The sequence below is a fragment of the Polynucleobacter sp. HIN8 genome, assembly GCF_030297615.1.
Lineage (GTDB): Bacteria > Pseudomonadota > Gammaproteobacteria > Burkholderiales > Burkholderiaceae > Polynucleobacter.
This window is the reverse complement of the sequence record NZ_AP028139.1, coordinates 1,933,726-1,957,301: the sequence shown is the minus strand read 5'-3', so window position 1 is coordinate 1,957,301 and position 23,576 is coordinate 1,933,726. Positions and strand designations below refer to the sequence as shown.

The 23,576-nt window shown below is 46.7% G+C and carries 24 protein-coding genes; 15 read left to right on the top strand and 9 right to left on the bottom strand.

Translation table 11 applies throughout. The features are described from left to right. Positions 1-3 precede the first annotated feature (3 nt). The 5 genes from rodA to QUE65_RS10175 are packed head-to-tail and all read right to left on the bottom strand — an operon-like array spanning position 4 to position 5,558. Complete coding sequence (gene rodA, locus QUE65_RS10195; RefSeq protein WP_286281014.1) at positions 4-1,155, bottom strand: rod shape-determining protein RodA; 1,152 nt, start codon at positions 1,153-1,155, stop codon at positions 4-6. Beyond that, complete coding sequence (gene mrdA / locus QUE65_RS10190) at positions 1,137-3,047, bottom strand: penicillin-binding protein 2 (protein ID WP_286281013.1); 1,911 nt, start codon at positions 3,045-3,047, stop codon at positions 1,137-1,139. Before mrdA ends, rodA begins: the two co-directional genes overlap by 19 nt. A gap of 5 nt (positions 3,048-3,052) precedes the next feature. Next, positions 3,053-3,577 (bottom strand): rod shape-determining protein MreD, encoded by a 525-nt coding sequence (gene mreD / locus QUE65_RS10185; protein ID WP_286281012.1) that lies wholly within the window; start codon positions 3,575-3,577, stop codon positions 3,053-3,055. Next, on the bottom strand, positions 3,574-4,491 hold the full coding sequence (gene mreC / locus QUE65_RS10180) for a rod shape-determining protein MreC (RefSeq protein WP_286281011.1): 918 nt from the start codon (positions 4,489-4,491) through the stop codon (positions 3,574-3,576). Before mreC ends, mreD begins: the two co-directional genes overlap by 4 nt. Positions 4,492-4,514: 23 nt before the next feature. Further along, a complete protein-coding gene (locus QUE65_RS10175; protein ID WP_286281010.1) occupies positions 4,515-5,558 on the bottom strand; it encodes a rod shape-determining protein in 1,044 nt (347 codons plus the stop codon). Positions 5,559-5,620: 62 nt separating this feature from the next. Here QUE65_RS10175 and gatC point away from each other — a divergent pair, with 62 nt between their 5' ends. The 13 genes from gatC to QUE65_RS10110 all read left to right on the top strand — a co-directional run bounded on the left by gatC (position 5,621) and on the right by QUE65_RS10110 (position 18,105). Continuing rightward, entirely contained in the window at positions 5,621-5,914 is a 294-nt protein-coding gene (gene gatC, locus QUE65_RS10170; RefSeq protein ID WP_215370643.1) for an Asp-tRNA(Asn)/Glu-tRNA(Gln) amidotransferase subunit GatC, read from the top strand. Then, positions 5,911-7,422 carry an Asp-tRNA(Asn)/Glu-tRNA(Gln) amidotransferase subunit GatA gene (gene gatA, locus QUE65_RS10165; RefSeq protein ID WP_286281008.1) on the top strand — a complete coding sequence of 504 codons (1,512 nt, stop codon included), beginning with the start codon at positions 5,911-5,913 and terminating at the stop codon, positions 7,420-7,422. Before gatC ends, gatA begins: the two co-directional genes overlap by 4 nt. Further along, on the top strand, positions 7,419-8,894 hold the full coding sequence (gene gatB / locus QUE65_RS10160; RefSeq protein ID WP_286281006.1) for an Asp-tRNA(Asn)/Glu-tRNA(Gln) amidotransferase subunit GatB: 1,476 nt from the start codon (positions 7,419-7,421) through the stop codon (positions 8,892-8,894). The genes gatA and gatB overlap by 4 nt, the downstream gene beginning before the upstream one ends. Before the next feature lie 8 nt (positions 8,895-8,902). Beyond that, entirely contained in the window at positions 8,903-9,541 is a 639-nt protein-coding gene (locus QUE65_RS10155) for a DUF484 family protein (protein ID WP_286281005.1), read from the top strand. An 18-nt stretch (positions 9,542-9,559) separates the two neighbouring features. Beyond that, positions 9,560-10,516, top strand: coding sequence for a tyrosine recombinase XerC (gene xerC, locus QUE65_RS10150; RefSeq protein WP_286281002.1), 957 nt, complete (start codon positions 9,560-9,562; stop codon positions 10,514-10,516). Next, positions 10,513-11,718, top strand: coding sequence for a class I SAM-dependent rRNA methyltransferase (locus tag QUE65_RS10145; RefSeq protein WP_286280999.1), 1,206 nt, complete (start codon positions 10,513-10,515; stop codon positions 11,716-11,718). The genes xerC and QUE65_RS10145 overlap by 4 nt, the downstream gene beginning before the upstream one ends. 51 nt (positions 11,719-11,769) lie before the next feature. Continuing rightward, positions 11,770-12,822 (top strand): CobW family GTP-binding protein, encoded by a 1,053-nt coding sequence (locus QUE65_RS10140; RefSeq protein ID WP_286280997.1) that lies wholly within the window; start codon positions 11,770-11,772, stop codon positions 12,820-12,822. A gap of 184 nt (positions 12,823-13,006) precedes the next feature. Further along, positions 13,007-13,492, top strand: a complete 486-nt coding sequence (gene dksA, locus QUE65_RS10135) for an RNA polymerase-binding protein DksA (RefSeq protein ID WP_215370621.1) — start codon at positions 13,007-13,009, stop codon at positions 13,490-13,492. A 14-nt stretch (positions 13,493-13,506) separates the two neighbouring features. Continuing rightward, entirely contained in the window at positions 13,507-14,412 is a 906-nt protein-coding gene (gene argB / locus QUE65_RS10130) for an acetylglutamate kinase (RefSeq protein ID WP_215370618.1), read from the top strand. A gap of 10 nt (positions 14,413-14,422) precedes the next feature. Continuing rightward, entirely contained in the window at positions 14,423-15,076 is a 654-nt protein-coding gene (slmA, locus tag QUE65_RS10125; RefSeq protein WP_215370615.1) for a nucleoid occlusion factor SlmA, read from the top strand. Then, on the top strand, positions 15,073-16,215 hold the full coding sequence (gene metX, locus QUE65_RS10120) for a homoserine O-succinyltransferase MetX (protein WP_286280995.1): 1,143 nt from the start codon (positions 15,073-15,075) through the stop codon (positions 16,213-16,215). Before slmA ends, metX begins: the two co-directional genes overlap by 4 nt. Next, the gene (gene metW / locus QUE65_RS10115) at positions 16,206-16,793 is read left to right on the top strand and encodes a methionine biosynthesis protein MetW (RefSeq protein ID WP_286280994.1); all 588 of its coding nucleotides are present in this window, start codon (positions 16,206-16,208) and stop codon (positions 16,791-16,793) included. The genes metX and metW overlap by 10 nt, the downstream gene beginning before the upstream one ends. Further along, complete coding sequence (locus QUE65_RS10110; protein WP_286280992.1) at positions 16,780-18,105, top strand: AmpG family muropeptide MFS transporter; 1,326 nt, start codon at positions 16,780-16,782, stop codon at positions 18,103-18,105. Before metW ends, QUE65_RS10110 begins: the two co-directional genes overlap by 14 nt. Here QUE65_RS10110 and QUE65_RS10105 read toward each other — a convergent pair. After that, positions 18,077-18,859, bottom strand: a complete 783-nt coding sequence (locus QUE65_RS10105) for an exodeoxyribonuclease III (RefSeq protein WP_286280991.1) — start codon at positions 18,857-18,859, stop codon at positions 18,077-18,079. The two genes, QUE65_RS10110 and QUE65_RS10105, sit on opposite strands and share 29 nt — an antisense overlap. Positions 18,860-18,867: 8 nt before the next feature. Here QUE65_RS10105 and pyrE point away from each other — a divergent pair, with 8 nt between their 5' ends. Further along, complete coding sequence (gene pyrE / locus QUE65_RS10100) at positions 18,868-19,539, top strand: orotate phosphoribosyltransferase (protein ID WP_286280989.1); 672 nt, start codon at positions 18,868-18,870, stop codon at positions 19,537-19,539. Here pyrE and dapF read toward each other — a convergent pair. Genes dapF through QUE65_RS10085 form a run of 3 tightly spaced genes read right to left on the bottom strand, consistent with a single transcriptional unit; the run spans position 19,536 to position 22,216 of the window. Next, positions 19,536-20,423 (bottom strand): diaminopimelate epimerase, encoded by an 888-nt coding sequence (gene dapF, locus QUE65_RS10095; protein ID WP_286280987.1) that lies wholly within the window; start codon positions 20,421-20,423, stop codon positions 19,536-19,538. The genes pyrE and dapF overlap by 4 nt on opposite strands. Before the next feature lie 24 nt (positions 20,424-20,447). Then, positions 20,448-21,347 (bottom strand): LpxL/LpxP family acyltransferase, encoded by a 900-nt coding sequence (locus QUE65_RS10090; RefSeq protein WP_286280984.1) that lies wholly within the window; start codon positions 21,345-21,347, stop codon positions 20,448-20,450. A gap of 8 nt (positions 21,348-21,355) precedes the next feature. Next, a complete protein-coding gene (locus tag QUE65_RS10085) occupies positions 21,356-22,216 on the bottom strand; it encodes a lysophospholipid acyltransferase family protein (protein WP_286280981.1) in 861 nt (286 codons plus the stop codon). A 178-nt stretch (positions 22,217-22,394) separates the two neighbouring features. Here QUE65_RS10085 and metK point away from each other — a divergent pair, with 178 nt between their 5' ends. Next, the gene (gene metK / locus QUE65_RS10080) at positions 22,395-23,561 is read left to right on the top strand and encodes a methionine adenosyltransferase (protein WP_286280979.1); all 1,167 of its coding nucleotides are present in this window, start codon (positions 22,395-22,397) and stop codon (positions 23,559-23,561) included. Positions 23,562-23,576 lie beyond the last annotated feature (15 nt).

Genomic DNA, 23,576 nt, shown 5'->3' with positions numbered 1-23,576 from the left:
TACTTAGCTTTGAACTAGTCGTCGATGGCGGTGGATACTCATCAATATGCCGGCTCCAAACCCAAGCGTTACAAGGGCGGTTCCGCCATAACTGAGGAGCGGAAGCGGAACCCCAACCACTGGAAGAAGTCCTGTGACCATGCCGATATTTACAAAGGCATAGGTGAAGAAAATCATACTAATGGCACCCCCTAGGAGGCGCGTAAATAAAGTAGGCGCATTGACTGAGATCGCTAGGCCGCGTTTAATAAGCGCAAAAAAGAGAAGGATCAAAAGAATATTGCCAAGAAATCCAAACTCTTCAGCAAAGACAGCAAAGACAAAATCAGTATGTTTTTCAGGAATAAATTCTAAGTGGGATTGAGTACCTTCACGCCAACCTTTGCCAAAAAAGCCGCCCGATCCAACCGCAATAACTGCTTGAATGGTATGAAAACCTTTTCCAAGCGGATCGCTTGATGGATCAAGTAAGGTACAAATCCTATTTTTTTGATATTCCCGAATTAGTGGCCAATTGATGTCGGGCGCACATATGCTGCCACTAAATACAACAAGAAATAAAATGGCAACTCCAGCAATCGCCACAACGGGAATGATCCAACGCCATGGTAAGCCCGCCAAAATAATGACATAGAGACCCGAGGCGAGAACCAATAGTGCAGTCCCAAGATCGGGTTGGCGAGCAATCAGAAATACCGGTAAAGCTAGCAATATTGCTGCTACAAGATAATCCACTGCTGAACGAATACCCTCACGTTTTTGAAAATACCAAGCGAGCATGAGTGGTACCGCAATCTTCATAATCTCCGATGGCTGAATAACAATACCAACATTGACCCAGCGTCTGGCCCCTTTTTTAATCAATCCAAAAAGAGCAACGGCGATTAATAGCGCAATGCCAATGCCGTAGATCCAAACCGCAGCAGTTTCAAGCCATTTGGGCGGGATTTGTGAAACCGCCCACATGATGACAAAGGCAATGACCAAGTTACGTATTTGATCAACAAGAGCCACGGGGGTGCCTTGCCCGGCCGATAAAAAAACAATAAAACTAATTAGTGCAAGGGCTAAGAAAATGAAGCCCAGGCGAGCATCAAAGCCATTAAACAGGTGAAGGAGGATTAATTTAAGCCGAACTAAGGCACTCTTTTCCATTCCGGAATCTCCTTAGGCCATTTACCATCAATGTAATAGTCAAGCGCTTTGCGCGCAATCGGCGCAGCATGCTGGGCACCAAAACCGGCATTTTCAACAATCATCGCAATTGCAATTTTTGGTTTGTCATTGGGTGCGTAGGTCACAAATAAAGCATGATCGCGAAGAAACTCAGGGGTTGAGGCGTGGTGATACGTTTTAGAGTTCAAGCTAAATACCTGAGCAGTACCTGTTTTGCCTCCCGCACTGTAGGTGGCATTACGAAATGACGATGCAGATGTTCCTGATTTATTCACCTCGACCATCGCTTTTTTAATAAGCTCAATATTTTCTGGCTTGAGATCAATGCGATAGCTTTCCTTGGGGGTGGTGAGTTCCTTTTGTCGTGTGAATGGATCCTCAATGGCTTTAGCAATATGAGGTTTCATGACCACACCATAATTGAGAACATTTGCAAGGCCATGTGCCAATTGCAAAATGGTGAATGCGTTATAGCCTTGTCCAATACCCAGTGAGATGGTCTCACCCTCAAACCACTTTTGCTGCTCTGGCTTTTTGAAGGCTGTCTTTTTCCACTCTGTAGATGGCAAGACACCTTTTGCTTCACCCTCTAAATCAATCCCAGTAATCTGACCAAAGCCCAACGGTTTCATAAAATCGTGCATCATGTTGACGCCCATGTCGCGCGCTAAGAGGTAGTAGTAGGTATCACACGATTCCACAATGGATTTTTCCATATTGACCATTCCATGGCCGCCTACTTTATCGTCACGAAAGGTGTGATTACCAAAGGTAAAAAATCCCGGATCTGCAATCGCATCTTCGGCTTTGCGTTTATTAAGTTCAAGCGCAGCAAGTGCCATGAAAGGTTTGTAGGTGGATGCCGGCGGATAAATACCCTTTAGGGGCCGGTTATAAAGAGGTTTTTCCTTTGACTCATTCAATTCCTTCCAAGTGACAGGATCAATTCCTTCGACGAAGTCATTGGGATTGAAATTGGGCTTTGAAACGAAGGCTAGAATATCGCCGGTTTCAGGCTCAATGGCCACAAAGGCCCCGCGATGTTTGCCATACAGTTGCTCAACTAGCGCTTGAAATTTAATGTCAATTGAGAGAATGACATTTTTACCAGGGATGGATGGCGTGCTTGAAAGAGTACGAACGGGCTTACCACCAGCCGTAATTTCTACTTCATCATAGCCTGGAACACCACGCAAAATTCTTTCATACGTTTGTTCGATACCAATTTTGCCAACATATTGAATGCCGGGTAAAAATGCACCCTGAAGCGCATAAGGGTCTTGACTGCCCCTCGTTTCCAGAAGCTCGTTTTGCATTCTTTCTTTATCTTTTTGTGAAACTCGTCCGATATAACCGATTAAATGGGATGCTAATTCGTTATAGGGGTATTCACGAAAGTTACGTGCGCTGACATCAACACCCGGAAAGCGATATCGATTGGCTAGAAAGCGAGCCATCTCGGCTTCGGTCAGCATGGAACGCAAAGGAAATGTACCCATGTTTCGAGAATCTTCGAGGGCACGTTTAAAGTTTCGGCGATCTCTAGGGCTAATTTGAATAATCTCCGAAAGCTCATTGATGAGATCGTCTACGTTGCCATTAATTTGTGAGGCATCTACTTCCAAAGTTAGTGCTGAGTAATTACGCCCAATCACAATCCCGTTGCGGTCAATCAGCAAGCCTCGATTGGCGGGCACCGGTACGATTGCAATGCGATTGCTATCTGCAAGTGTCGAATATTGTTGATGGCTAATGATTTGTAACCAAAACAAGCGTATAGCCAATAAGCCAAAACATATGCCAACAAAAATTATTGCAACTCGTGCCCGTTCTTGAAATGAATAGAGATCAGGTTTTTTTATTGAAGACATATCGTTTAAAGAGGTCGATTGGGATCAACATCAATTGGTCTTCGCTGTGGCAAGAGTAATAAGTAATTGGCTAACGGCCATAGCAATGCCTCAATAATCGCCTGAATCAAACTAGAAAATCCGCGCCAATGAATTTGTTCATTTAAGACCCACAGCATGAATACAGGGAATAATGAAACTAAAGCAAATATCGGAAATACATTAAGGATTTGAGACGAAACACGTAATGCTGTTACGCGGTTATGCCAAGCAATTGCGATGTAGGAGACTAGTGAATAACTAAACGCATGCATTCCCAAGAGTGAGCCACTATGAATGTCCATGAGAATTCCAAAAAAAAAGGCGGTGATAACGCCTACATAGCGATGTTGGTGAATATTCCAAAAGATAATGCACACGATAAGCCAATCGGGAACCCAGGCATGGTTACCCCATGGTAAGAAATTAAGCAATAGCGCAATCGCGAGACTAATATAGATGAAGCTGGGATTAACCGGGCGCAGGATGTAGCCACTTTGGTAATCAATCATGGCTGCCCCTTGGGACGTGTTTGACGACGACCGCCAGTTTGCGCAGGTGCGTTTAACGCAGAAGCAGGTTTGGCATCAATTTCAGGATCGTAAATTAGGGCTAAGGCCTGTAAATGTCGATTGATTTCAGCAATTGGGTTGCAAAATACATTCGAGGAGTTTTGGTCAAGGTTTCGTTCAATCTTTGTAATAACTGCTACTGCAAACCCGGGCGGATAAACCCCATCAACCCCAGATGTAAGAAGAATGTCGCCCACCTCGAGATCGCTTGCGACGGGTAAATAGCGCAGCTGAAGCAATTGATTTCTACCGCTTCCGACAACTGCAGCACGTAGTCCATTGCGGGCGACCAATACTGGTACAGCAAAATCACGATCCTCTAATAAAGAAACCTCTGCCGAGTTGTCGTATAGGCGTACCACTTGCCCTAAGATACCCATTTCATTGGCTATTGGCGACCCTAATTTAAGGCCTTGGTTTTGGCCCCGATTGACTACGACACGTTGTGAGAGGGGATTTGGAGGATTAAAAAGAATTTCAACTGGAACGGTTTTGAACCCTACATTTTTTTGTAACTCAAGAAGGTTTCTAAGATGTTGATTTTCAACTGCTAGCAAAGATGACTGATTGGCTAGCAAAGAGAGCTCAGCTTGTCGTAGTTTTAGTACCCCATTTTCGCGCTCAAGAGTGGAGCGTGAGGTGAAATAGTCTGCGCTATCAGCAACTACGGTAGTGGGGAGCAGCATTAATTGCTCAAGTGGCCGCAAGATAGTAATAACTTGATTGCGGATAAAGTCTAATGACTTAAATTTAAAGTCAATGACCATCAGCGCCAAACTTACTACGAGACAAACAATTAATTTAGCAAGAGCCGGTATGCCTTGCTTAAATAGGGGTGGGGCACTATGTTGCATAGCCCGCTCTGTCGCCTAACCGTTTACTCTTGAGAGAACACTCCACCTAATTTATCCATACGCTCTAATGCAATACCGCAACCACGAGCAACGCAGGTTAGGGGGTCTTCTGCAACATGGATTGGTAACCCAGTTTCTTCCATCAGCAAGCGATCTAGGTCTCGAAGCAAAGCTCCGCCCCCAGTAAGCATTAAGCCACGCTCAGCAATATCAGAAGCGAGTTCAGGTGGGGTTTGCTCTAATCCGGCTTTGACTGCAGTCACAATCTGATTTAGGGGATCAGTTAGTGCCTCTAGGATTTCATTGCTGGTAACCGTGAAACTGCGAGGTATGCCTTCAGAAATATTGCGACCTTTTATCTCAAGCTCTTTAATGTCTGCGCCAGGAAAAGCCGACCCAATTGCCTTTTTAACGGCTTCCGCGGTTTGTTCACCAATTAACATCCCGTAATTACGTCGAATGTAATTGGTGATGGCCTCATCAAATTTATCACCGCCCACTCGGACTGATCCCTTGTAGACCACCCCTCCTAAGGACATTACGCCAACTTCGGTTGTGCCCCCGCCAATATCAACAACCATCGATCCTGCGGCCTCAGCAACCGGAAGACCGGCACCAATGGCTGCCGCCATAGGCTCCTCAATTAAAAATACTTGAGAAGCTCCAGCCCCCAAAGCGGATTCTCGGATGGCGCGTCGTTCAACTTGAGTTGAGCCACATGGGACGCAAATAATAATTCGGGGGCTTGGTTTTAGTAACTTACTTTCGTGAACCATCTTAATAAACTGCTTGAGCATTTGCTCGGTGATGGTGAAGTCGGCAATCACACCATCTTTCATCGGACGGATTGCTTCAATATTTCCGGGGACTCGGCCCAGCATGCTTTTGGCCTCTCGACCAACGGCTAAGATTGTTTTTTTGCCATTAGGCCCACCCTCTTGGCGAATAGCAACCACAGAGGGCTCGTCGAGAACAATCCCTCGATCGCGCATATAAATTAAGGTATTGGCAGTCCCTAGATCAATCGCTAGGTCGTTGGAAAAATAACTACGAAAGAGACCAAACATAATGTAAGTGAGAAAATAGAAAAATTATTAAATACAAAAGTGAAATGATACTCTAGCACCTCATGGATATAAATGAAGTTCACCGTATAGCGAAGCTCTCTCGCTTGGAATTAAGTGCCTCCGAGGCCGTCGCGGTACTGCCACAATTAGAGGCTGTCTTTGCATTGGTTGAACAAATGCAAGCAGTCAACACCGATCAGATTGAGCCTTTGTCCCACCCCATTTTGTTTATTGAGGATTTGGCAGAACCTTTGCGGGTCGACGCATGTACGGAGAGCAATGCGCGCGAACAGAATATGGCCAATGCGCCCGCCCAAGCCGAGGGTTATTTTTTGGTGCCAAGGGTGATCGAATGAATTGGCAGCATCAAACCTTGCGTAATCTGTCTAACTCATTGATTAATAAAGAAATATCTAGTTTAGAATTGTGTGAATTCTTTTTGGAGAGAATGACAAGGCACCAGCATTTAAATGCCTATCTGGATGTTTTGCCAAATCAGACCCGAGAGCAGGCTAGACGGGCTGATCACCTGAGATCCCAAGGGCTTGCTGGCCCCTTAACAGGGATTCCGATTGCTCACAAAGACGTTTTTGTAACCAAAGAGTGGGTGACGACCGCCGCTTCCAACATGCTGGCTGGCTATAAAAGCCCTTTTAATGCGACTGTGGTGGCGGCTTTAGGAATCCCAGACGACGATCAGCCGCAGGCTGCGGGCATGGTATGCCTGGGCAAAACCAATATGGATGAGTTTGCAATGGGCTCGTCCAATGAAAACTCGGCTTTTGGGCCTGCTCTTAATCCATGGGATATCCGGCGGGTCTCGGGAGGCTCCTCAGGAGGGTCAGCCGTCGCCGTCGCAGCTGGTTTAGCACCGATTGCTACGGGGACCGATACTGGCGGATCGATTCGGCAGCCAGCAGCGTTTTGTGGGCTAACTGGGATTAAGCCGACCTATGGACGGGTCTCTCGATACGGCATGATTGCTTACGCTTCCTCATTGGATCAGGCGGGCCCAATTGGAAAAACGGCCGAGGATTGCGCTCTCTTACTAAGTGCAATGTCGATTCATGACCCGCGTGACTCAACATCGCTTGCTGATAGCGGCGAGGACTATGGACGTTATTTGAATCAGCCGTGGTCAGAAGGAGATGTAAAAAAACCATTGGCGGGCTTACGCATCGGTTTGCCAAAGGAATTTTTTGCCGAAGGCCTCGCACATGATGTTGCCCAAGCAGTATTGGCCGCTAAAGAGCAACTTCAGGCCTTGGGCGCATTCATTACCGAAGTGAGCCTTCCCAAAACCCAGCTATCGATCCCGGTGTATTACGTCTTGGCTCCGGCGGAAGCATCGAGCAATTTGAGTCGTTACGATGGAGTTCGGTATGGGCATCGTGCGAGTAATTATTCTGATTTGATGGAGATGTATCAACGTTCTCGTAGCGAGGGTTTTGGTGCCGAAGTTAAACGACGGATTTTGATTGGCAGCTATGTTTTATCGCATGGCTACTACGATGCTTATTATCTGCAAGCCCAGAAAATTCGTCGCATTATTGCTGCAGATTTTGCCCAAGCTTTCACTCAGTGCGATGTGATTTTAGGACCAGTGGCCCCGGATGTTGCGTGGGGGCTGGGAGATAAGACCAAAGATCCATTGCAGATGTACTTAGAGGATATTTATACCTTGTCAGCGAATTTGGCAGGCCTGCCAGCAATGAGCGCTCCCTGCGGATTTTCGGGTGATGGATTACCGATTGGCATGCAGTTGATCGGAAATTACTTTTCTGAGGCCCGCCTATTACAAGTTGCACACCAGTATCAGCAAGTCAGCGACTGGCATCTGCGCAGACCCGAAGGGATGGCATGATGAAGTGGGAAGTTGTCATCGGACTTGAGACGCATACGCAATTGTTAACACAGTCCAAAATATTCAGTGGGGCGAGTACGCAATTTGGCGCCCAGCCAAATACCCAAGCATGCGCAGTCGATTTGGCTTTACCAGGTGTGTTACCAGTTCTAAATCGTCAAGCGGTTGAGCACGCAATCCGTTTTGGTTTGGCGATTGGAGCCCAGATTTCTCCGCGCAGTATTTTTGCCCGTAAAAATTATTTTTATCCTGATTTGCCCAAAGGCTACCAAATTAGTCAATACGAGATACCAGTGGTGGTTGGGGGGCAAATTGAAATCGTTGTCGATGGACAGACAAAGGTTGTAGAGCTAACGCGGGCCCACTTAGAAGAAGATGCTGGCAAATCCGTTCATGAAAATTTTACTGGCCCCCATGGCGAACCGGCAAGTGGAATTGATTTAAATCGAGCTGGGACTCCTCTTTTAGAGATTGTCACTGAGCCGGTAATGCGCAGTGCTGCCGAGGCAGTTGCTTATGCCAAAGCCCTTCATAGTCTTGTAGTGTGGCTAGGGGTATGCGATGGCAATATGCAAGAGGGCTCTTTTCGCTGCGATGCGAATGTATCAGTGCGACCCATGGGGCAGACTGAGTTCGGGACTCGCTGCGAGATTAAGAATCTAAATTCATTTCGATTCTTAGAAGAGGCTATTCAGTATGAAGTGCGTCGCCAAATTGAATTGATTGAGGATGGCGGTACGGTCGTTCAAGAAACGCGCCTATACGATCCTGATCTTCAAGAAACGCGCAGCATGCGCAGTAAAGAAGATGCACAGGATTATCGGTATTTTCCAGACCCTGATTTATTACCGCTAGTCATTCATTCGGATTGGATTGAAGAAATTCGCAGTGCTATGCCTGCATTACCAGCGACGCTACGCGCGCGGTGGCAATCTGAATACGGACTTAGCCCTTACGATAGTCAGATCCTCAGCCAAGATCGTGCGACAGCTGATTTATTCATGGAGCTGGTCCGCCGTTTAGGCGCAAAATATGCCAAGACCGTTGCGAACTTCATTGCCGGTGATTTAGCCTCGTCTTTAAATCGCTCGAATTTATCCGCCCATGAATTACCAATTGATATTGCTCAGATTGAGGCACTACTTAATCGTTCTATAGACGGAACGATTTCCAACAAGATTGCAAAAGAGCTATTCATTTTGATTTGGGAGGACGCGCTGGCTAATAAGCCGGCTATACCAATTGATGAGATTATTGAGCAACGCGGATTAAAGCAAATTACCGATATCGGTGCCCTAGAAGCCCTTGTTGATGGGGTGTTACAGGCCAATGCAAAATCCGTTGAGGAGTTTAAGTCTGGTAAAGAGAAGGCCTTTAATGCCTTGATTGGGCAGGTGATGAAAGCCTCGCAAGGCAAGGCAAATCCTCAGCAGCTCAATGAGTTACTGCGCAAGAAATTACAAAGTGGATAGGAAATGAGATGAGCGCCCCAGAGCTTAGTCAGGATGAGCAAGAAGCCTTGGTAGTCCAATGGCTGAAAGCGTGCCCAGGATTTTTTGAGCGCCACGCAGAAGTATTGCAAGAGGTTCGCCTAAAAGACCCCAATAGTGATCGAGCCATTTCTTTGCAAGAGCGACAAATGCACCTGTTGCGCTCACAAAATCAAGAACTCAATTTACGTTTAAACGAGATGCTACGTTTTGGTAGTCGTAATGACAAGACCCAAGTAGCGATGGTTGCTTGGTTACAAAAACTCATTGAAGCAAAAGATATCAATGAAGTAAACAGCGCGCTTGAAAGTGGCCTCTCCTCTGTCTTTGAGGTTGAGGTTTGTAAGGTTTTGCCAGTGGACCCCATATTTGAAAAATTATTAGATCGTCCGATTTGCCAAGCATTTGCAAACTGCCCTGATGTATTTAAAGAGAAGCTAGGGCATTTGCAAGCGAATAATGAATGGGAAAGCTTAGCCATATTGGCAATCCCATTGGATCAGAGTCGCTTTGCCGGCCTAGTCCTTCTTAGTAAAGATGGGGAGCGCTTTACAGAGGATATGGGCGTGTTCTATTTAAGACAAATTGCTGGTTTAGCTGCAGCAGCGTTACGGCGAGTTGCTAGCTAAGTCCATCCTAGAACGATTGTGGATACTCTCTCGGCAAAGATCGAGGCCTACCTCAATAACTTGCATGTTGTGCGGCAATTGTCAGCCCATACGATTAAAGCGTATCGTGCCGATTTAAAAATACTGAGTGAGAATGCGCAAGCTGAAAAGTGTGCGATTGATCAAATAAACCATGTACGCATTCGCCGTTGGACTGCAACGCTGCACGCTAAGGGACTGTCTGCGCGATCGATTGCTCGAGTTTTATCTGCATGGCGCGGTTTTTATGACTGGCTCTTATTAGAAAGTAAAGATCAACTCGGTCTAGGATCAAACCCTGTCGCCGATATCAAAGCACCCAAGCGAAGTAAGTTGTTACCAAAGGCGTTATCGGTTGAGCAGGCATTGGCGTTAATTGAGTTCGCCGCTAAGGAGGCGACTGAAAAAGATGAATGGGAGCTCAATCGGGACCATGCCCTGATCGAACTTTTGTATTCATCGGGTTTGCGCTTATCGGAATTGTTAGGGTTAGATAGTGAACCAAGTCGAGATTCTTTAGGTTGGATTGATTGGAGTGAAGGCGAGGTATCAGTTCTTGGCAAGGGTAATAAGCGCAGAACTATTCCAGTTGGTAAGCCCGCCATGCTGGCATTACAGCACTGGAAAACGCAGCGCGCTTTATTGCCACTAAAGGATCAGCGCGCATTGTTTGTGTCCATTCAGGGTAAACGTCTTGGGCCACGAACTGTTCAGGCCCGTTTGCGATCGATGGCCATCCGCGCCGGTTTACCCACCCATGTGCATCCACACATGATGCGGCACAGTTTCGCGAGCCATGTTTTGCAATCGTCTCATGATTTACGAGCGGTGCAAGAGATGTTGGGTCACGCGAGCATTGCAAGTACACAAATTTATACCGCATTGGATTTTCAGCATCTAGCAAAAGCCTATGACAGTGCTCACCCGCGTGCAAAAGTAAAGGGTAATAAATCGTGAATTGCAGCATTACTCTTGAGGCAAGTAAAGAGCGCCCCATTGTGCGTAGGCACCCCTGGGTGTATGCGACTGCGATCAAGCGAGTTGATGGACAGCCTAAAGCAGGTGCAACGGTTCAGATCCTGAGTCAGGATGGTCGCTGGATTGCCAAAGGAGCCTATAGCCCTTTATCTAAAATCCGCGTTCGCGTTTGGTCATGGAGCGAAAGCGAAGCCATCGACCACGCTTTCTTTAAGCGCAAAATTAGTACAGCAATACAGCACCGACAGCAATGGGTTAGGGGTACAAATGCGATTCGATTAATCGCTGGGGAGGCCGATGGATTGCCCGGTCTAATCGTTGACCAGTATGACCGTGTGATTGTTTGCCAGTTTCTGAGCGCGGGCGTGGAGTATTGGCGTGATGCCATCATTGGTGCTTTGCTAGAGCAAACCCGGTGCACCTTAATGGTTGAACGCTCCGATGCTGCTGTGCGAGCTCGCGAGGGATTGGCGGAGCAGAGTGGTATTTTGTTTGGCGAGCATGATGGCGAGCCCATTTCGGTCAATGAGCATGGGGTTCAGTATGGAATCGATGTGCTCGGGGGTCATAAGACGGGTTTTTATATTGATCAGCGGGATAATCGCCGCATGGTATCTGAGCTCTCAAAAGATCGCCGGGTGCTCAATATGTTTTGCTACACCGGTGGATTCTCTTTGGCGGCTTTGCAAGGAGGGGCAAAGAGCGTCATGTCGGTTGATTCATCTGGCGATGCGTTGGCATTGGCACAGCGTCAAATGATTATGAATGGCTATTCTCCAGAATTGGCGACCTGGCATGATGCTGATGCTTTTGCTACCCTTCGAGAACTGCGGGGCGCTCAGGAAAAGTTTGATTTAATCGTTTTAGATCCACCAAAGTTTGCGCCTTCAGCCCAACATCTTGAGCGTGCCCTAAAGGCTTATAAAGAGATTAACCGTGCCGCATTGCAATTACTTAATCCAGGCGGTCTATTATTTACATTCTCCTGTTCGGGCGCTGTAAGCCCCCAGCATTTTGAGCAAATGATTGCCTCATCCGTTAGCGAGGCCTTGGGACACATGCAAGACGAGGCAACGAATTATCGCGTTATGCAGCGTTTGGCGGCAGGGTTAGACCACCCAGTTTTGGCGAGTTTTCCGGAAGGGGAGTACCTCAAAGGTTTGTTACTCCAGCGAACTTAATAATCGGTAAGATACTTTCTTTATTCACTCTTTTTAAGAAATCACACCACGATGGCATTAATACCAGTAACAATTCTCACGGGATTTTTGGGCAGCGGCAAGACCACTTTGTTAAAACATATTTTGACTGGTGAGCACGGTAAAAAAATTGCTGTAATTGAAAACGAATTTGGTGAAGAGAATATCGATAACGATATCTTGGTTCAAGATACCCAAGAGCAAATTGTGCAAATGAGTAATGGCTGCGTCTGTTGCTCGATTCGCGGCGATTTGGTTGAGGCGTTAAATCAACTGTGGGAGCAGCGCAAAAATAAAAAAATTCAGTTTGATCACGTGGTCATTGAAACAACCGGTGTGGCAAATCCTGGTCCAGTTGCGCAAACGTTTTTTATAGATGACGACATAGCAAATCATTACGTGTTAGACGCCGTTGTTACGCTTGTGGACGCGAAGCATGGACAAAAGCAACTGAATGAGCACGAGGAGGTTCAACGCCAAGTTGGCTTTGCCGATCGCATCTTTATTACCAAAACGGATCTTGTGAGCCCAGAAGAAATTGCGACTTTAAAGAATCGGTTGATGCATATGAACCCAAGGGCGCCCATCCAAACAATTACAAAGGGGGTAGTACCGCTTGATTCTGTCTTGGATTTACGGGGATTTAATTTAAACGCGAAGCTTGATATTGACCCCCATTTTTTGGAGGAGGATGATCACGACCACAGTGAGTGCGGTCATGATCACCACCACGATCATGAGCATCACCATGACCATGGCCACAATCATCACAACCACCATGGACACACCGATCGAATTCAGTCATTTGTATTTAAGAGCGATAAACCCTTTGATCACCGCAAACTAGAGGATTTTTTAGGTGGCGTTTTATCTGTATTCGGGGAGAAGATGTTGCGCTACAAAGGCGTTCTGTACGTGAAGGGCTCGGCTCGCAAGGTGGTCCTCCAAGGCGTTCATGAAATGATGGGTAGTGATTTGGCGGGTCCATGGGGGGCGGAGCCCAAGCAAACTCGTATGGTGTTCATTGGGATTGACTTGCCAAAAGATACTTTGCTGGCTGGATTAGAAGGCTGCTTAGCTAACTAATTGAATTAATTGAATTACTGTACAATGCGCCGCCACGGTTGCAATTAAATAGCCATTGAAACTTTTATAGAAAGCGTAATAATGCTCCCTTGAAAGTGCAATTAAGCGACTTTTAGTAGTAACCCTGATTGGCGATTTTGCCCCAGGGTTTAAGGTGTTGACTATTTGGAACGAAGGAAAAATGATGACGACAAAAGAAGCTAGTACGAAAGCTAAATCTGCTGAGTCCAGTAAGAAAGCTTCTGGGTCGTCCGCTAAAGGCGCCCCACTCACTGAGGCTGAATTGCTGAAGATGTCTGAAAAAGACTATATGAACGCTGCTCAGTTAGAGTTCTTCCGCACCAAATTGCAGACGCTCAAAGAGGATATCTTGAAGCACGCCAGTGAAACGACCGAGCATCTGCGTGAAAACATACTGGTACCTGATCCCGCGGATCGGGCGACGATTGAAGAGGAGCACGCGTTAGAGCTCCGAACCCGAGATCGCGAGCGAAAGCTCTTAAAAAAGGTTGAGCAAGCTTTGTCCAGGATTGACTCGGGTGATTATGGTTGGTGCGAAGAAACCGGTGAGCCGATTGGCTTGTCCCGCCTGATCGCCCGTCCAACCGCTAATCTTTCGCTCGAGGCACAAGAGCGCCGTGAGCTGCGTCAGAAGTTATTTGGTGAATAGGATTTCTATTCATCATGACTAAAGCAGTACCAACACTCGCTGACATCCCACCATTATTGAAGGCCGAGATTCTGGCCGAGGCTTTGCCCTATATTCGGCAATACCATGGCAAAACCATTGTGATTAAGTATGGCGGCAATGCCATGGTTGAGGAGCGCCTTAAAGAGAGCTTTGCGCGCGATGTCATTTTGCTAAAGCTTGTTGGCATGAACCCTGTTGTTGTTCATGGTGGCGGCCCACAAATTGATGAGGCCCTTAAGAAAATTGGTAAGACCGGCACTTTTATTCAGGGAATGCGGGTTACCGATGAAGAGACGATGGAAGTGGTTGAGTGGGTATTGGGTGGCGAGGTTCAGCAAGACATCGTGATGCTAATCAATCATTTTGGCGGTCAGGCAGTTGGCTTAACCGGCAAAGATGGTGGCTTAATCCATGCTAAGAAAATGATGGTTCCTAATGAACAAATTCCCTCAGGCGCACCGATTGATCTCGGTTTTGTGGGTGAAATTGAATCAATCAATCCAGCCGTAGTGAAAGCTTTGCAAGACGATGCGTTTATTCCAGTAATTTCACCGATTGGCTTTAGTGAAGAAGGCCAAGCCTACAACATCAACGCTGATTTAGTTGCCGGCAAAATGGCTGAAATCTTGAAGGCCGAAAAATTAGTGATGATGACTAATATACCGGGCGTCATGGATAAGGCAGGCAAACTCTTGACGGATTTAAGTGCGCGCGAGATTGATGCGTTATTTGCAGACGGAACGATTTCTGGCGGGATGCTCCCCAAAATTTCGTCTGCCTTAGATGCTGCCAAGAGTGGGGTGAACTCGGTGCACATTATTGATGGCCGAATTGAGCACTCTCTTCTCTTAGAAATCCTGACGGAACAAGCTTTTGGTACCATGATACGTTCTAGATAAAAAAATAATCATGAACAGCAGCGGTAGCCCTCTTCATCAAGAATCAGCTTCTGAGATTAGCGGGGGCGAGACTAAGACTCGCAAGCGCCCACGCCCAGGTGAGCGTCGCTTACAGATTCTGCAGATTTTGGCCGAGATGCTACAAAACCCAAGTGGTGATCGAGTCACAACGGCTGCTTTAGCTGCCAAGATCGGTGTTTCAGAGGCTGCTCTCTATCGGCATTTTGCAAGTAAAGCACAAATGTTTGAAGGCTTAATCGCATTCATCGAGCAAACAATTTTTGGGCTTATTAATCAGATTAATCAAAAAGAGGAACTAGGCATTGCGCAAGTGAAAGGGATGGTGCAAATGCTATTAGTTTTTGCTGAGAAAAATCCTGGCATGGTGCGTGTTTTACTGGGCGACGCATTGCTGCAGGAGGATGAGCGCCTTCAGGAACGTATTAATCAAGTTTTAGATCGTGTGGAAACATCCCTTAAGCAATCATTGCGTATTGCACAAAGTCAACATCAGGATGGCGCAGCTTCGGATACGGCCGGTTTACAGTCTGCACTTTTGATGAGTTATGTGGTTGGTCGTTGGCATCGCTTTGCTCGAAGTGGCTTTAGAAAGTTGCCTAGCGAAGGAATTGAACCAAGCCTACGAATTCTGCTTACTGCATGAATGAGCTGCATCTTTCAAAGAAAACTTATCATTTTGATGCGCCCCTGAGGCTTCAAAGTGGCGCTAGCATTGATCAATATAATTTAGTTGTCGAAACCTACGGACAGCTCAATGCAAATGCGAGCAATGCGGTTCTGATTTGCCACGCGCTGAATGCATCGCATCATGTAGCGGGCATTGATCTTGATAATTCAAATGAGTTGGGCTGGTGGGACAACATGGTTGGACCTGGTAAGCCAGTCGATACCAATCATTTTTTTGTGATTGGGGTGAATAATCTAGGTTCGTGTTTTGGCTCAACAGGGCCCATGAGCATTAACCCACAAACCAATGAGCCCTATGGAGCTCGCTTTCCAGTGCTCACCGTTGAGGATTGGGTCAATGCTCAAGCGCGCTTAGCTGATCAAATGGGCATTAGAAAATTTGCGGCTGTGATGGGCGGAAGTTTGGGTGGTATGCAGGCGATGTCGTGGGCCACTCAATATCCAGAGCGCGTCGCCCATTGTGTGGTGATTGCCTCGACGCCAAAGCTCAGCGCTCAGAATATTGCCTTTAATGAGGTTGCCCGTAATGCAATTTTGTCAGACCCTGATTTTTATGGCGGCGATTACTACAAACATGGCGTCGTTCCAAAACGTGGTTTACGCTTAGCGCGGATGGTGGGCCATATCACATATCTATCGGATGATGATATGGCTGAAAAGTTTGGACGTGATTTACAGCGCTTAGCTGGCGCGCCAGACGAGTATCGATTTAGTTTTGATGTGGAATTTGCCGTTGAGAGCTATTTACGGCATCAAGGCGATAAGTTCTCCGGCTATTTTGATGCCAATACCTATTTATTGATTACGCGGGCCTTGGACTATTTTGATCCAGCAAAGCGCTACCAGGGTGACTTGAGTCAAGCGCTAGCGAATGTCCGTGCTAAATTTTTGGTCATCAGCTTTTCAACGGATTGGCGATTTTCGCCCGATCGCAGTCGTGAAATTGTGCAAGCCTTGCTCAACAATAAAACCGATGTAAGTTATGCCGAAATTGATGCACCGCATGGACACGATGCATTTTTACTGGATGATGAACGCTATCACCGGTTAGTGCGGGCCTATTTTGCGACGATGGCGGAGGCAAAATGCAATTAAGATCCGATTTTGATGCGATCGCGAATTGGGTTGAAACGAACAGCTCCTTGCTGGATTTAGGTTGTGGTGACGGCTCGTTCCTCGAGTTCATTCGTGCAAAGCGCAAGGCAATCACTTATGGTGTTGAAATTACCGATACTGCTGTATTGGCTTGTGTGGAAAAGGGCCTAAATGTAATCCAGCAGGATTTGGAAGGCGGTTTAGCGCTTTTCAAGGATCAAAGTTTTGATACCGTCGTGTTATCGCAGACCTTGCAGACGATTCATCAAACGGAGCGTATTTTGCGAGAAGTTGTACGTGTCGGAAAACAATGCGTTGTATCGTTTCCAAACTTTGGACACTGGTCGCACCGTTATGCGGTTGCTCTGGGTCGCATGCCCGTTTCGAAATCGTTACCATATGAGTGGTTTAATACGCCCAACGTCCGGGTTCTGACCATTGCTGATTTTGAAGCCTTGGCACACAAATTAGGAATTGAGATTTTGGGACGGGTTGTTTTGCATCACGGCAAGACAGTCCACTGGCTACCTAATTTATTTGGCAGCTTAGCAATCTATCGCGTGTGTGGAGCTAAATAGCATTCGCTCTTGGTTCAATGATTTACGGGTCTATTTTGAATGGCCCAGCATTCGTATTTTCTTTTTAGGATTCTCAGCCGGACTTCCGCTTCTTTTGGTATTAGGTACCTTAAGTTTTCGTCTCAGAGAGCTCGGTATTGATCGCAGTACCATTGGCTATTTATCGTGGGTTGGCCTGTTTTATGCCGGGAAGTGGCTTTGGGCGCCGTTGGTAGACCGAGTGCCAATTCCCGGAATCACAAAACGTCTAGGGCGTCGGCGTAGTTGGCTGTTACTTGCTCAAGCGCTGATTATGGTCGGCTTAGTCGGCATGGCGATGAGCGATCCCAAACAAGACTTACAAGTCATTATTTGGTTTGCATTATTAGTCGCCTTTGCTTCAGCCACCCAAGATATTGCGCTTGATGCTTTTCGGATTGAGTCGGCCAAAGCCGAGTATCAAGCAGCATTGGCAGCCAGCTATCAAACAGGGTATCGCTTGGCGATGATTTGGGCGGGAGCCGGGGCATTGTGGCTTGCTGCTCGTGCTGAAGAAAGCACCAGCTTGTACTTTACGAACGCCTGGCAATTTGCCTATTTGGTGATGGCGTTATCGATGAGTATTGGTGTAATAACAACGTTACTCAGTCCGGAACCCCAAATTATCCAACTACCCAAGGCACGCTCTGCGGGTGAATGGCTTTTGCAAACTCTTATTCAGCCCTTTGCGGATTTTATCGGTCGCTATCGTTGGCATGCTTTTTTAATCCTGGCGCTCATAGCTGTCTACCGCATTAGTGATGTTGTGATGGGGATTATGGCGAACCCGTTTTATGTCGATATGGGCTATACCAAGGATGAGGTAGCGGCAGTCACAAAAGTATTCGGGGTCATCATGACCTTATTGGGTGCATTTATTGGTGGGATTCTGGCATTACGTTTTGGTGTCATGCGTATTTTATTTTTGGGAGCCATTCTCTCAGCAGCCAGTAATCTTCTTTTTGCTTGGCTTAGTACACGCGGTCATGATTTGACGGGTTTAATTTGGGTGATCTCAGCGGATAATCTGAGCTCTGGTATCGCCTCGGCTGCTTTTATTGCTTATCTATCTTCATTAACAAATGTGCAGTACTCAGCAACGCAATATGCATTATTTAGTTCAATGATGGTATTGCTACCAAAATGGATGGCCGGATTTTCTGGAGTATATGTTGACCGCTTTGGCTACGAGAGCTTTTTTATCTCGACCGCACTCATTGGTATCCCGGTGCTTATCTTGATTGGGATTGCAATCCGGATGCAGGTTAAAGCGCCCAGTCGTACTCAATCATAAGCGGCGCATGGTCTGAGAAGCGCTGCTTTTTATAAACACCAGCCTTCTTAGCGGACTTGCCAAACTCTGGCGTGGCGATTTGATAATCAATACGCCACCCTATATTCTTGGCATACGCTTGGCCTCGTTGACTCCACCAGGTATAGCAGCTATCGCTTGCATGAGGCTCGAGATATCGATAAACATCCATGTAACCCTCCTTCGCAAAAAGCCTGGTTAACCAAGCGCGCTCTTCGGGTAAGAACCCTGAATTCTTTAGATTCCCTTTCCAGTTCTTCAAATCAATTTCTTGATGTGCAATATTGACGTCACCGCACAACACAACCTGCCGACCTTTTTGTTTGAGTTTGATGAGATGGGGTAAAAAGGTATCCAGAAAGCGAAATTTAGCTTCTTGGCGTTCAGGTGAGCTTGAGCCGGATGGCATATAAACTGAGACCACTGAAAGGGAACCGATCGAGATTTCGACATAACGCCCCTCGGCATCGAATTCGGGATTACCAAATCCAATTTGCAGATCATCAATGGGGTGGGGGGTGTAGATTCCCGCACCGCTATACCCTTTTTTCTCAGCGTAATGAAAATACGAATTTAGTCCGTTGGGAGATCGAATTGCTGGCTCTAGGTCAGACTCTTGCGCTTTGAGTTCTTGTACGCAGATAAAATCAGCATGTTGATCGTGCATCCACTCCATAAAGCCTTTTTTGGCCGCGGAGCGAATGCCATTGAGATTGGCAGAAATGATGCGTAACATACAGACCTATGAGTGTAAATCCAGAAAAAAATCAGTCGGACTTTATTCAATTCGCGCTTGAAGCAAAAGTATTGTCCTTTGGCGAGTTTAAAACGAAGGCCGGGCGATTGTCCCCCTATTTTTTTAATGCCGGGCTCTTTAACGATGGCGCGCAACTGGGAAAGCTTGGTGAGTTTTACGCGCAAGCACTGCTTGGATCAAACATTGATTTTGATATGCTCTTTGGGCCCGCATATAAAGGGATTACTTTGGCAGCGAGTACGGCAATTGCACTAGCACGTTCTGGACGCAATACCCCTTTTGCCTATAACCGCAAAGAGGTGAAAGATCATGGTGAAGGCGGAACCTTAATTGGCGCCCCCGTTCGTGGCCGAGTTGTCATTATTGATGATGTGATTTCAGCGGGCACCTCGGTGCGTGAGTCAGTTGATTTAATTGTTCGAGCTGGTGCTAAGCCTTGTGCAGTATTAATTGCACTCGATCGAATGGAAAAATCAGGAGACGCGCTCAAGGTTGGTCAATACTCTGCGGTGCAAAGTGTTGGACAAGAATTTGGATTGCCGGTGATTGCAATCGCCAATTTAGAGGGTTTAATGCATTATTTACAGCAATCGCATGACCAGCAATTGCAAACCTTTCTTCCAGCAGTTCAAGATTACCGAAATCGATACGGAATTTAAAGCGTATCTAAATCGATTTCGCCACGGTACACCGTTTGCGTAGGCCCACGCATTAATACTACCGCGTTGGGATTCTTAAAACCATCCCACATAATCTCAAGTTCTCCGCCGCGGGTGCTTACATTGACTGGTGAGTCTAGTAGTCCACGGCGAATGCCCGATACAGCTGCAGCGCATGCACCGGTACCACACGATAGGGTCTCACCCGCACCGCGCTCATAGACTCGCAATCGAATGGAATGGCGATTAAGAATCTGCATAAAACCGGCATTGACTCGATTTGGGAAGGCAGGATGCGACTCAATTAAAGGTCCATCGATCAACACTGGCGCACTTTCAATATCTTCAACGACCTGAACGGCGTGGGGGTTCCCCATCGATAAGGCAGCAATCCAATCGGCATGCGCGCCGCTATTGCGACTGAGAGGGAGCGCATAAAGGGTTTCGTGTAATTCTTGTTTACTTGTAAGGCCTGATGGATTGAAAGGTATTTCAGGAGGGTTAAAAATCGGCCTACCCATATCAACCTCTACAGAGCCATTGGCTAGGCGTTTAAGAGTTAGAAGGCCGTTGCTGACTTCAACTCGAACTTCATTTTTAGTGCTTAAGCCCTCTTCATGCACAAAACGCACAAAGCATCTCGAGCCATTTCCGCATTGCTCTACTTCACCACCATCGGCATTAAATATGCGGTATCTGAAGTCGACATTAGGCAGGTTGCTTGGTTCAACGATCAAAATTTGATCGGCTCCGACACCAAGTTGACGATGTGCTAGCTTGCGCCATATCGCTGGAGTAATTGATCGAATATCTTGGCGAGTTCCATCAATGACAATAAAGTCATTACCGGCACCATGCATTTTGGTAAAGCGTAATCGGGTCATAACATGCTGTTGGTCTGTGTGAGCCTAATCATACAAGCTTGCTTCGCCCGGAGGTCGATATTTGAAGCGCTTATGAACCCAATAATACTCAGCAGGGCGTTGACGAATTTCTTCTTCAAAGTATTGATTTAGTCGAGCGGTATCAGCTACTGGATCATCGCTTGGAAAATTAGGCAATGCTTTGTGGATTTTGCAAATGTACTTACTCTTATCCGGATTGAGTGTTGTGATCATTAAACACACTTCTGCTCCACATGCTTTAGCTAGACGTGAAATGGCAGTAATCGTATTGGTTTGAATTCCAAAAAAGGGTACAAACGCCGAGTCTTTCGGTCCTAAATCGATATCAGGTGCAATCACGACAAAATTACCCTTCCGAATCTCCCGAATTAAATCAAAGAGCCGATTCTGACGATTAATCGATTTAGCACCAAATCGGTTGCGCCATTCGATGATTTTTTGATTGAAAAATGGATTTTTCATGTTTTGATATAGTCCCGCGCCGCGCTGCCAGCCATTTTTTTCCCCAAGGGCAGAAAGTGCCATAAATCCGCATTCAAAACCGACAAAGTGCGGAATCACCAAAATCCTGGGCTTGTTATCGCCCAGAGGAATTTCACTTTCAATATCAACCAAGGAAAAAATTTGTTTTGCACTACCAAGCCAAACACGGCTTCTTTCAATTACGGCGCGCCCTAAGAGTCGCCAATGTTCGTTAGCCAATCTTTGTATTTGATGGGAGGTAAGATTTGGAAAACAGAGTTGTAAATTTCGAAGCACCACATATTTGCGTTGATGGGGAAGTCGTCCAAATAAGTATCCGAGGGCATACCCGATTTGAACCGTCCAGGCGTAGGGCAAGAAAGCAAAAAGCCTCAGAATACTTAGGCCAATGTAATTCAAGAAGGTATGCAGCCAGCTCATCAAATCATTTACTCTTGGGGTGGAAGTTCTGCACCCTCCGGGTGTTTATAGCGGTTGTATGACCAAATGAATTGTTCTGGAGCCTCAAGAATGACCGCCTCGATGGCTTGGTTCATTTGCGTAGCCGCATGATGCGCATCATCAGAAAATGATGCCAAGCGATGGGCTTTAATCGTCCAGCCCTGGCCGAGTGATTTACGAATTGCTGAGAACAGAATGACCGGGGTTTGGTTACGATTGGCCAGGCGAGCCGGCAGGGGTGTGGTGTAGGCGTAGCGATTAAAAAACTTCACCCACACCCCATCGCCACCACTTGGAACTTGATCTGGAAGAATGCCAATTGCCTCGCCCTCCTGAAGGGCTTTAACCATTTTGCGAACTCCCTGGAGGTTTGTAGGTACAAAATGCATGTTCGGATAGGCGCGCTGCTCCTCAATTAGGTTATTTAACCATTCTTGACGAGCCGGTCGATACAAAATGGTTGCCGGGAAATGAGTAGCCAGTATCCGAGGGATGATTTCAAAGCCCCCTAAGTGGGGTGTGAGCATCACTAAGCCCTTGCCCTCTTGAACCGCTTGGTCGACTGGGCTCCAGTCTTGAACGTTAGCCCGTTCAAGGGCCTTTTGGGGGTTATGCCAGATCCAAAGACTGTCGATAAATAGCATTCCCGAGGCTGCTGCTGCTTTCAGCGGATGGATTGTCTTGCCATGCAGTTGCATAGCGTGGTGGTAATTTTCTTGAAATAAGCTCCGAAAATGAGGAAAAAAGGTGAAGGCCACAATCCCGCCGAAGCCACCCAGAATTTGGGCCAAACCCAAAGGGAGACTGGCGACACTTTTTAGAATGAAATGCAACGCCCAATGTGACATGTGCTAATGATATTCAATTCAAAATGGGGTTTAGCGACCAGTCGTTAAATAAGATAGAATCTTATTATTCGCCGAGTTAAAGACAACTTGCGGGGCGAATTAAAAAAATCTGCTAAAGCGTCGCCGTTGTATTCCCCGGCACGTGGCGTTGTCAGTGCTTAAACAAATGGAGAATAGAATGGCTAACGATTATTTCTTTACCTCAGAATCTGTTTCTGAAGGACATCCCGATAAAGTTGCAGACCAAATCTCGGATTCAATCCTAGATGCCATTTTGGCGCAGGACCCGAAGGCACGTGTTGCTGCCGAGACCCTTTGCAACACTGGCTTAGTGGTTCTTGCCGGCGAAATTACAACTAACGCCAATGTTGATTACATTCAAGTCGCACGCAATACTTTGCGCGAGATCGGGTACGACAACACAGAATATGGCATCGATTACAAAGGGTGCGCAGTTTTAGTAGCCTATGACAAACAGAGTCCAGACATTGCTCAGGGGGTTGATAAGGCACACGATGATGGTTTGGATCAGGGTGCTGGTGATCAGGGATTAATGTTTGGTTATGCCTGTGATGAGACTCCTGAGCTAATGCCTTTACCCATTTATTTGTCGCACCGCCTAGTGGAGCGTCAATCTCAATTGCGTCGTGATGGACGCCTAAATTGGTTGCGCCCCGATGCAAAATCCCAAGTGACCTTACGCTATGTGAATGGAAAACCAGACTCGATCGATACCGTGGTGTTATCGACTCAGCATGCTGCTGATATTCCTTTGGAGAAATTGCGTGAAGCAGTGATTGAAGAAATTATCAAACCGGTTTTACCAAAGCATTTAATTAAAGGGGATATTAAATATTTAGTGAATCCAACCGGTCGCTTTGTAATTGGAGGTCCGCAAGGCGATTGTGGTCTTACAGGTCGCAAAATTATTGTGGATACCTATGGCGGTGCCGCTCCTCATGGCGGCGGTGCATTTTCTGGAAAAGATCCATCGAAGGTTGATCGATCCGCTGCCTATGCTGGCCGCTATGTAGCGAAGAACGTGGTTGCCGCTGGTTTGGCAAGCAAATGCCTCATCCAAATTTCGTATGCGATTGGGGTCGCCCGTCCCACATCGGTCATGGTTAGCACCTTTGGTACGGGCAAGATTGCCGACGAGCAGATTGCAAAATTAGTATCGGAGCATTTTGATCTTCGTCCGAAAGGTATTGTGAAAATGCTTGATCTTTTGCGACCCATTTACAAAAAGACCGCTGCATATGGCCATTTTGGCCGTGAGGAGCCTGAATTCACTTGGGAGCGCAAGGATAAAGCGGCTACTTTGAAGGGTGCGGCAGGCCTTTAGCCCGAAATTGATTAC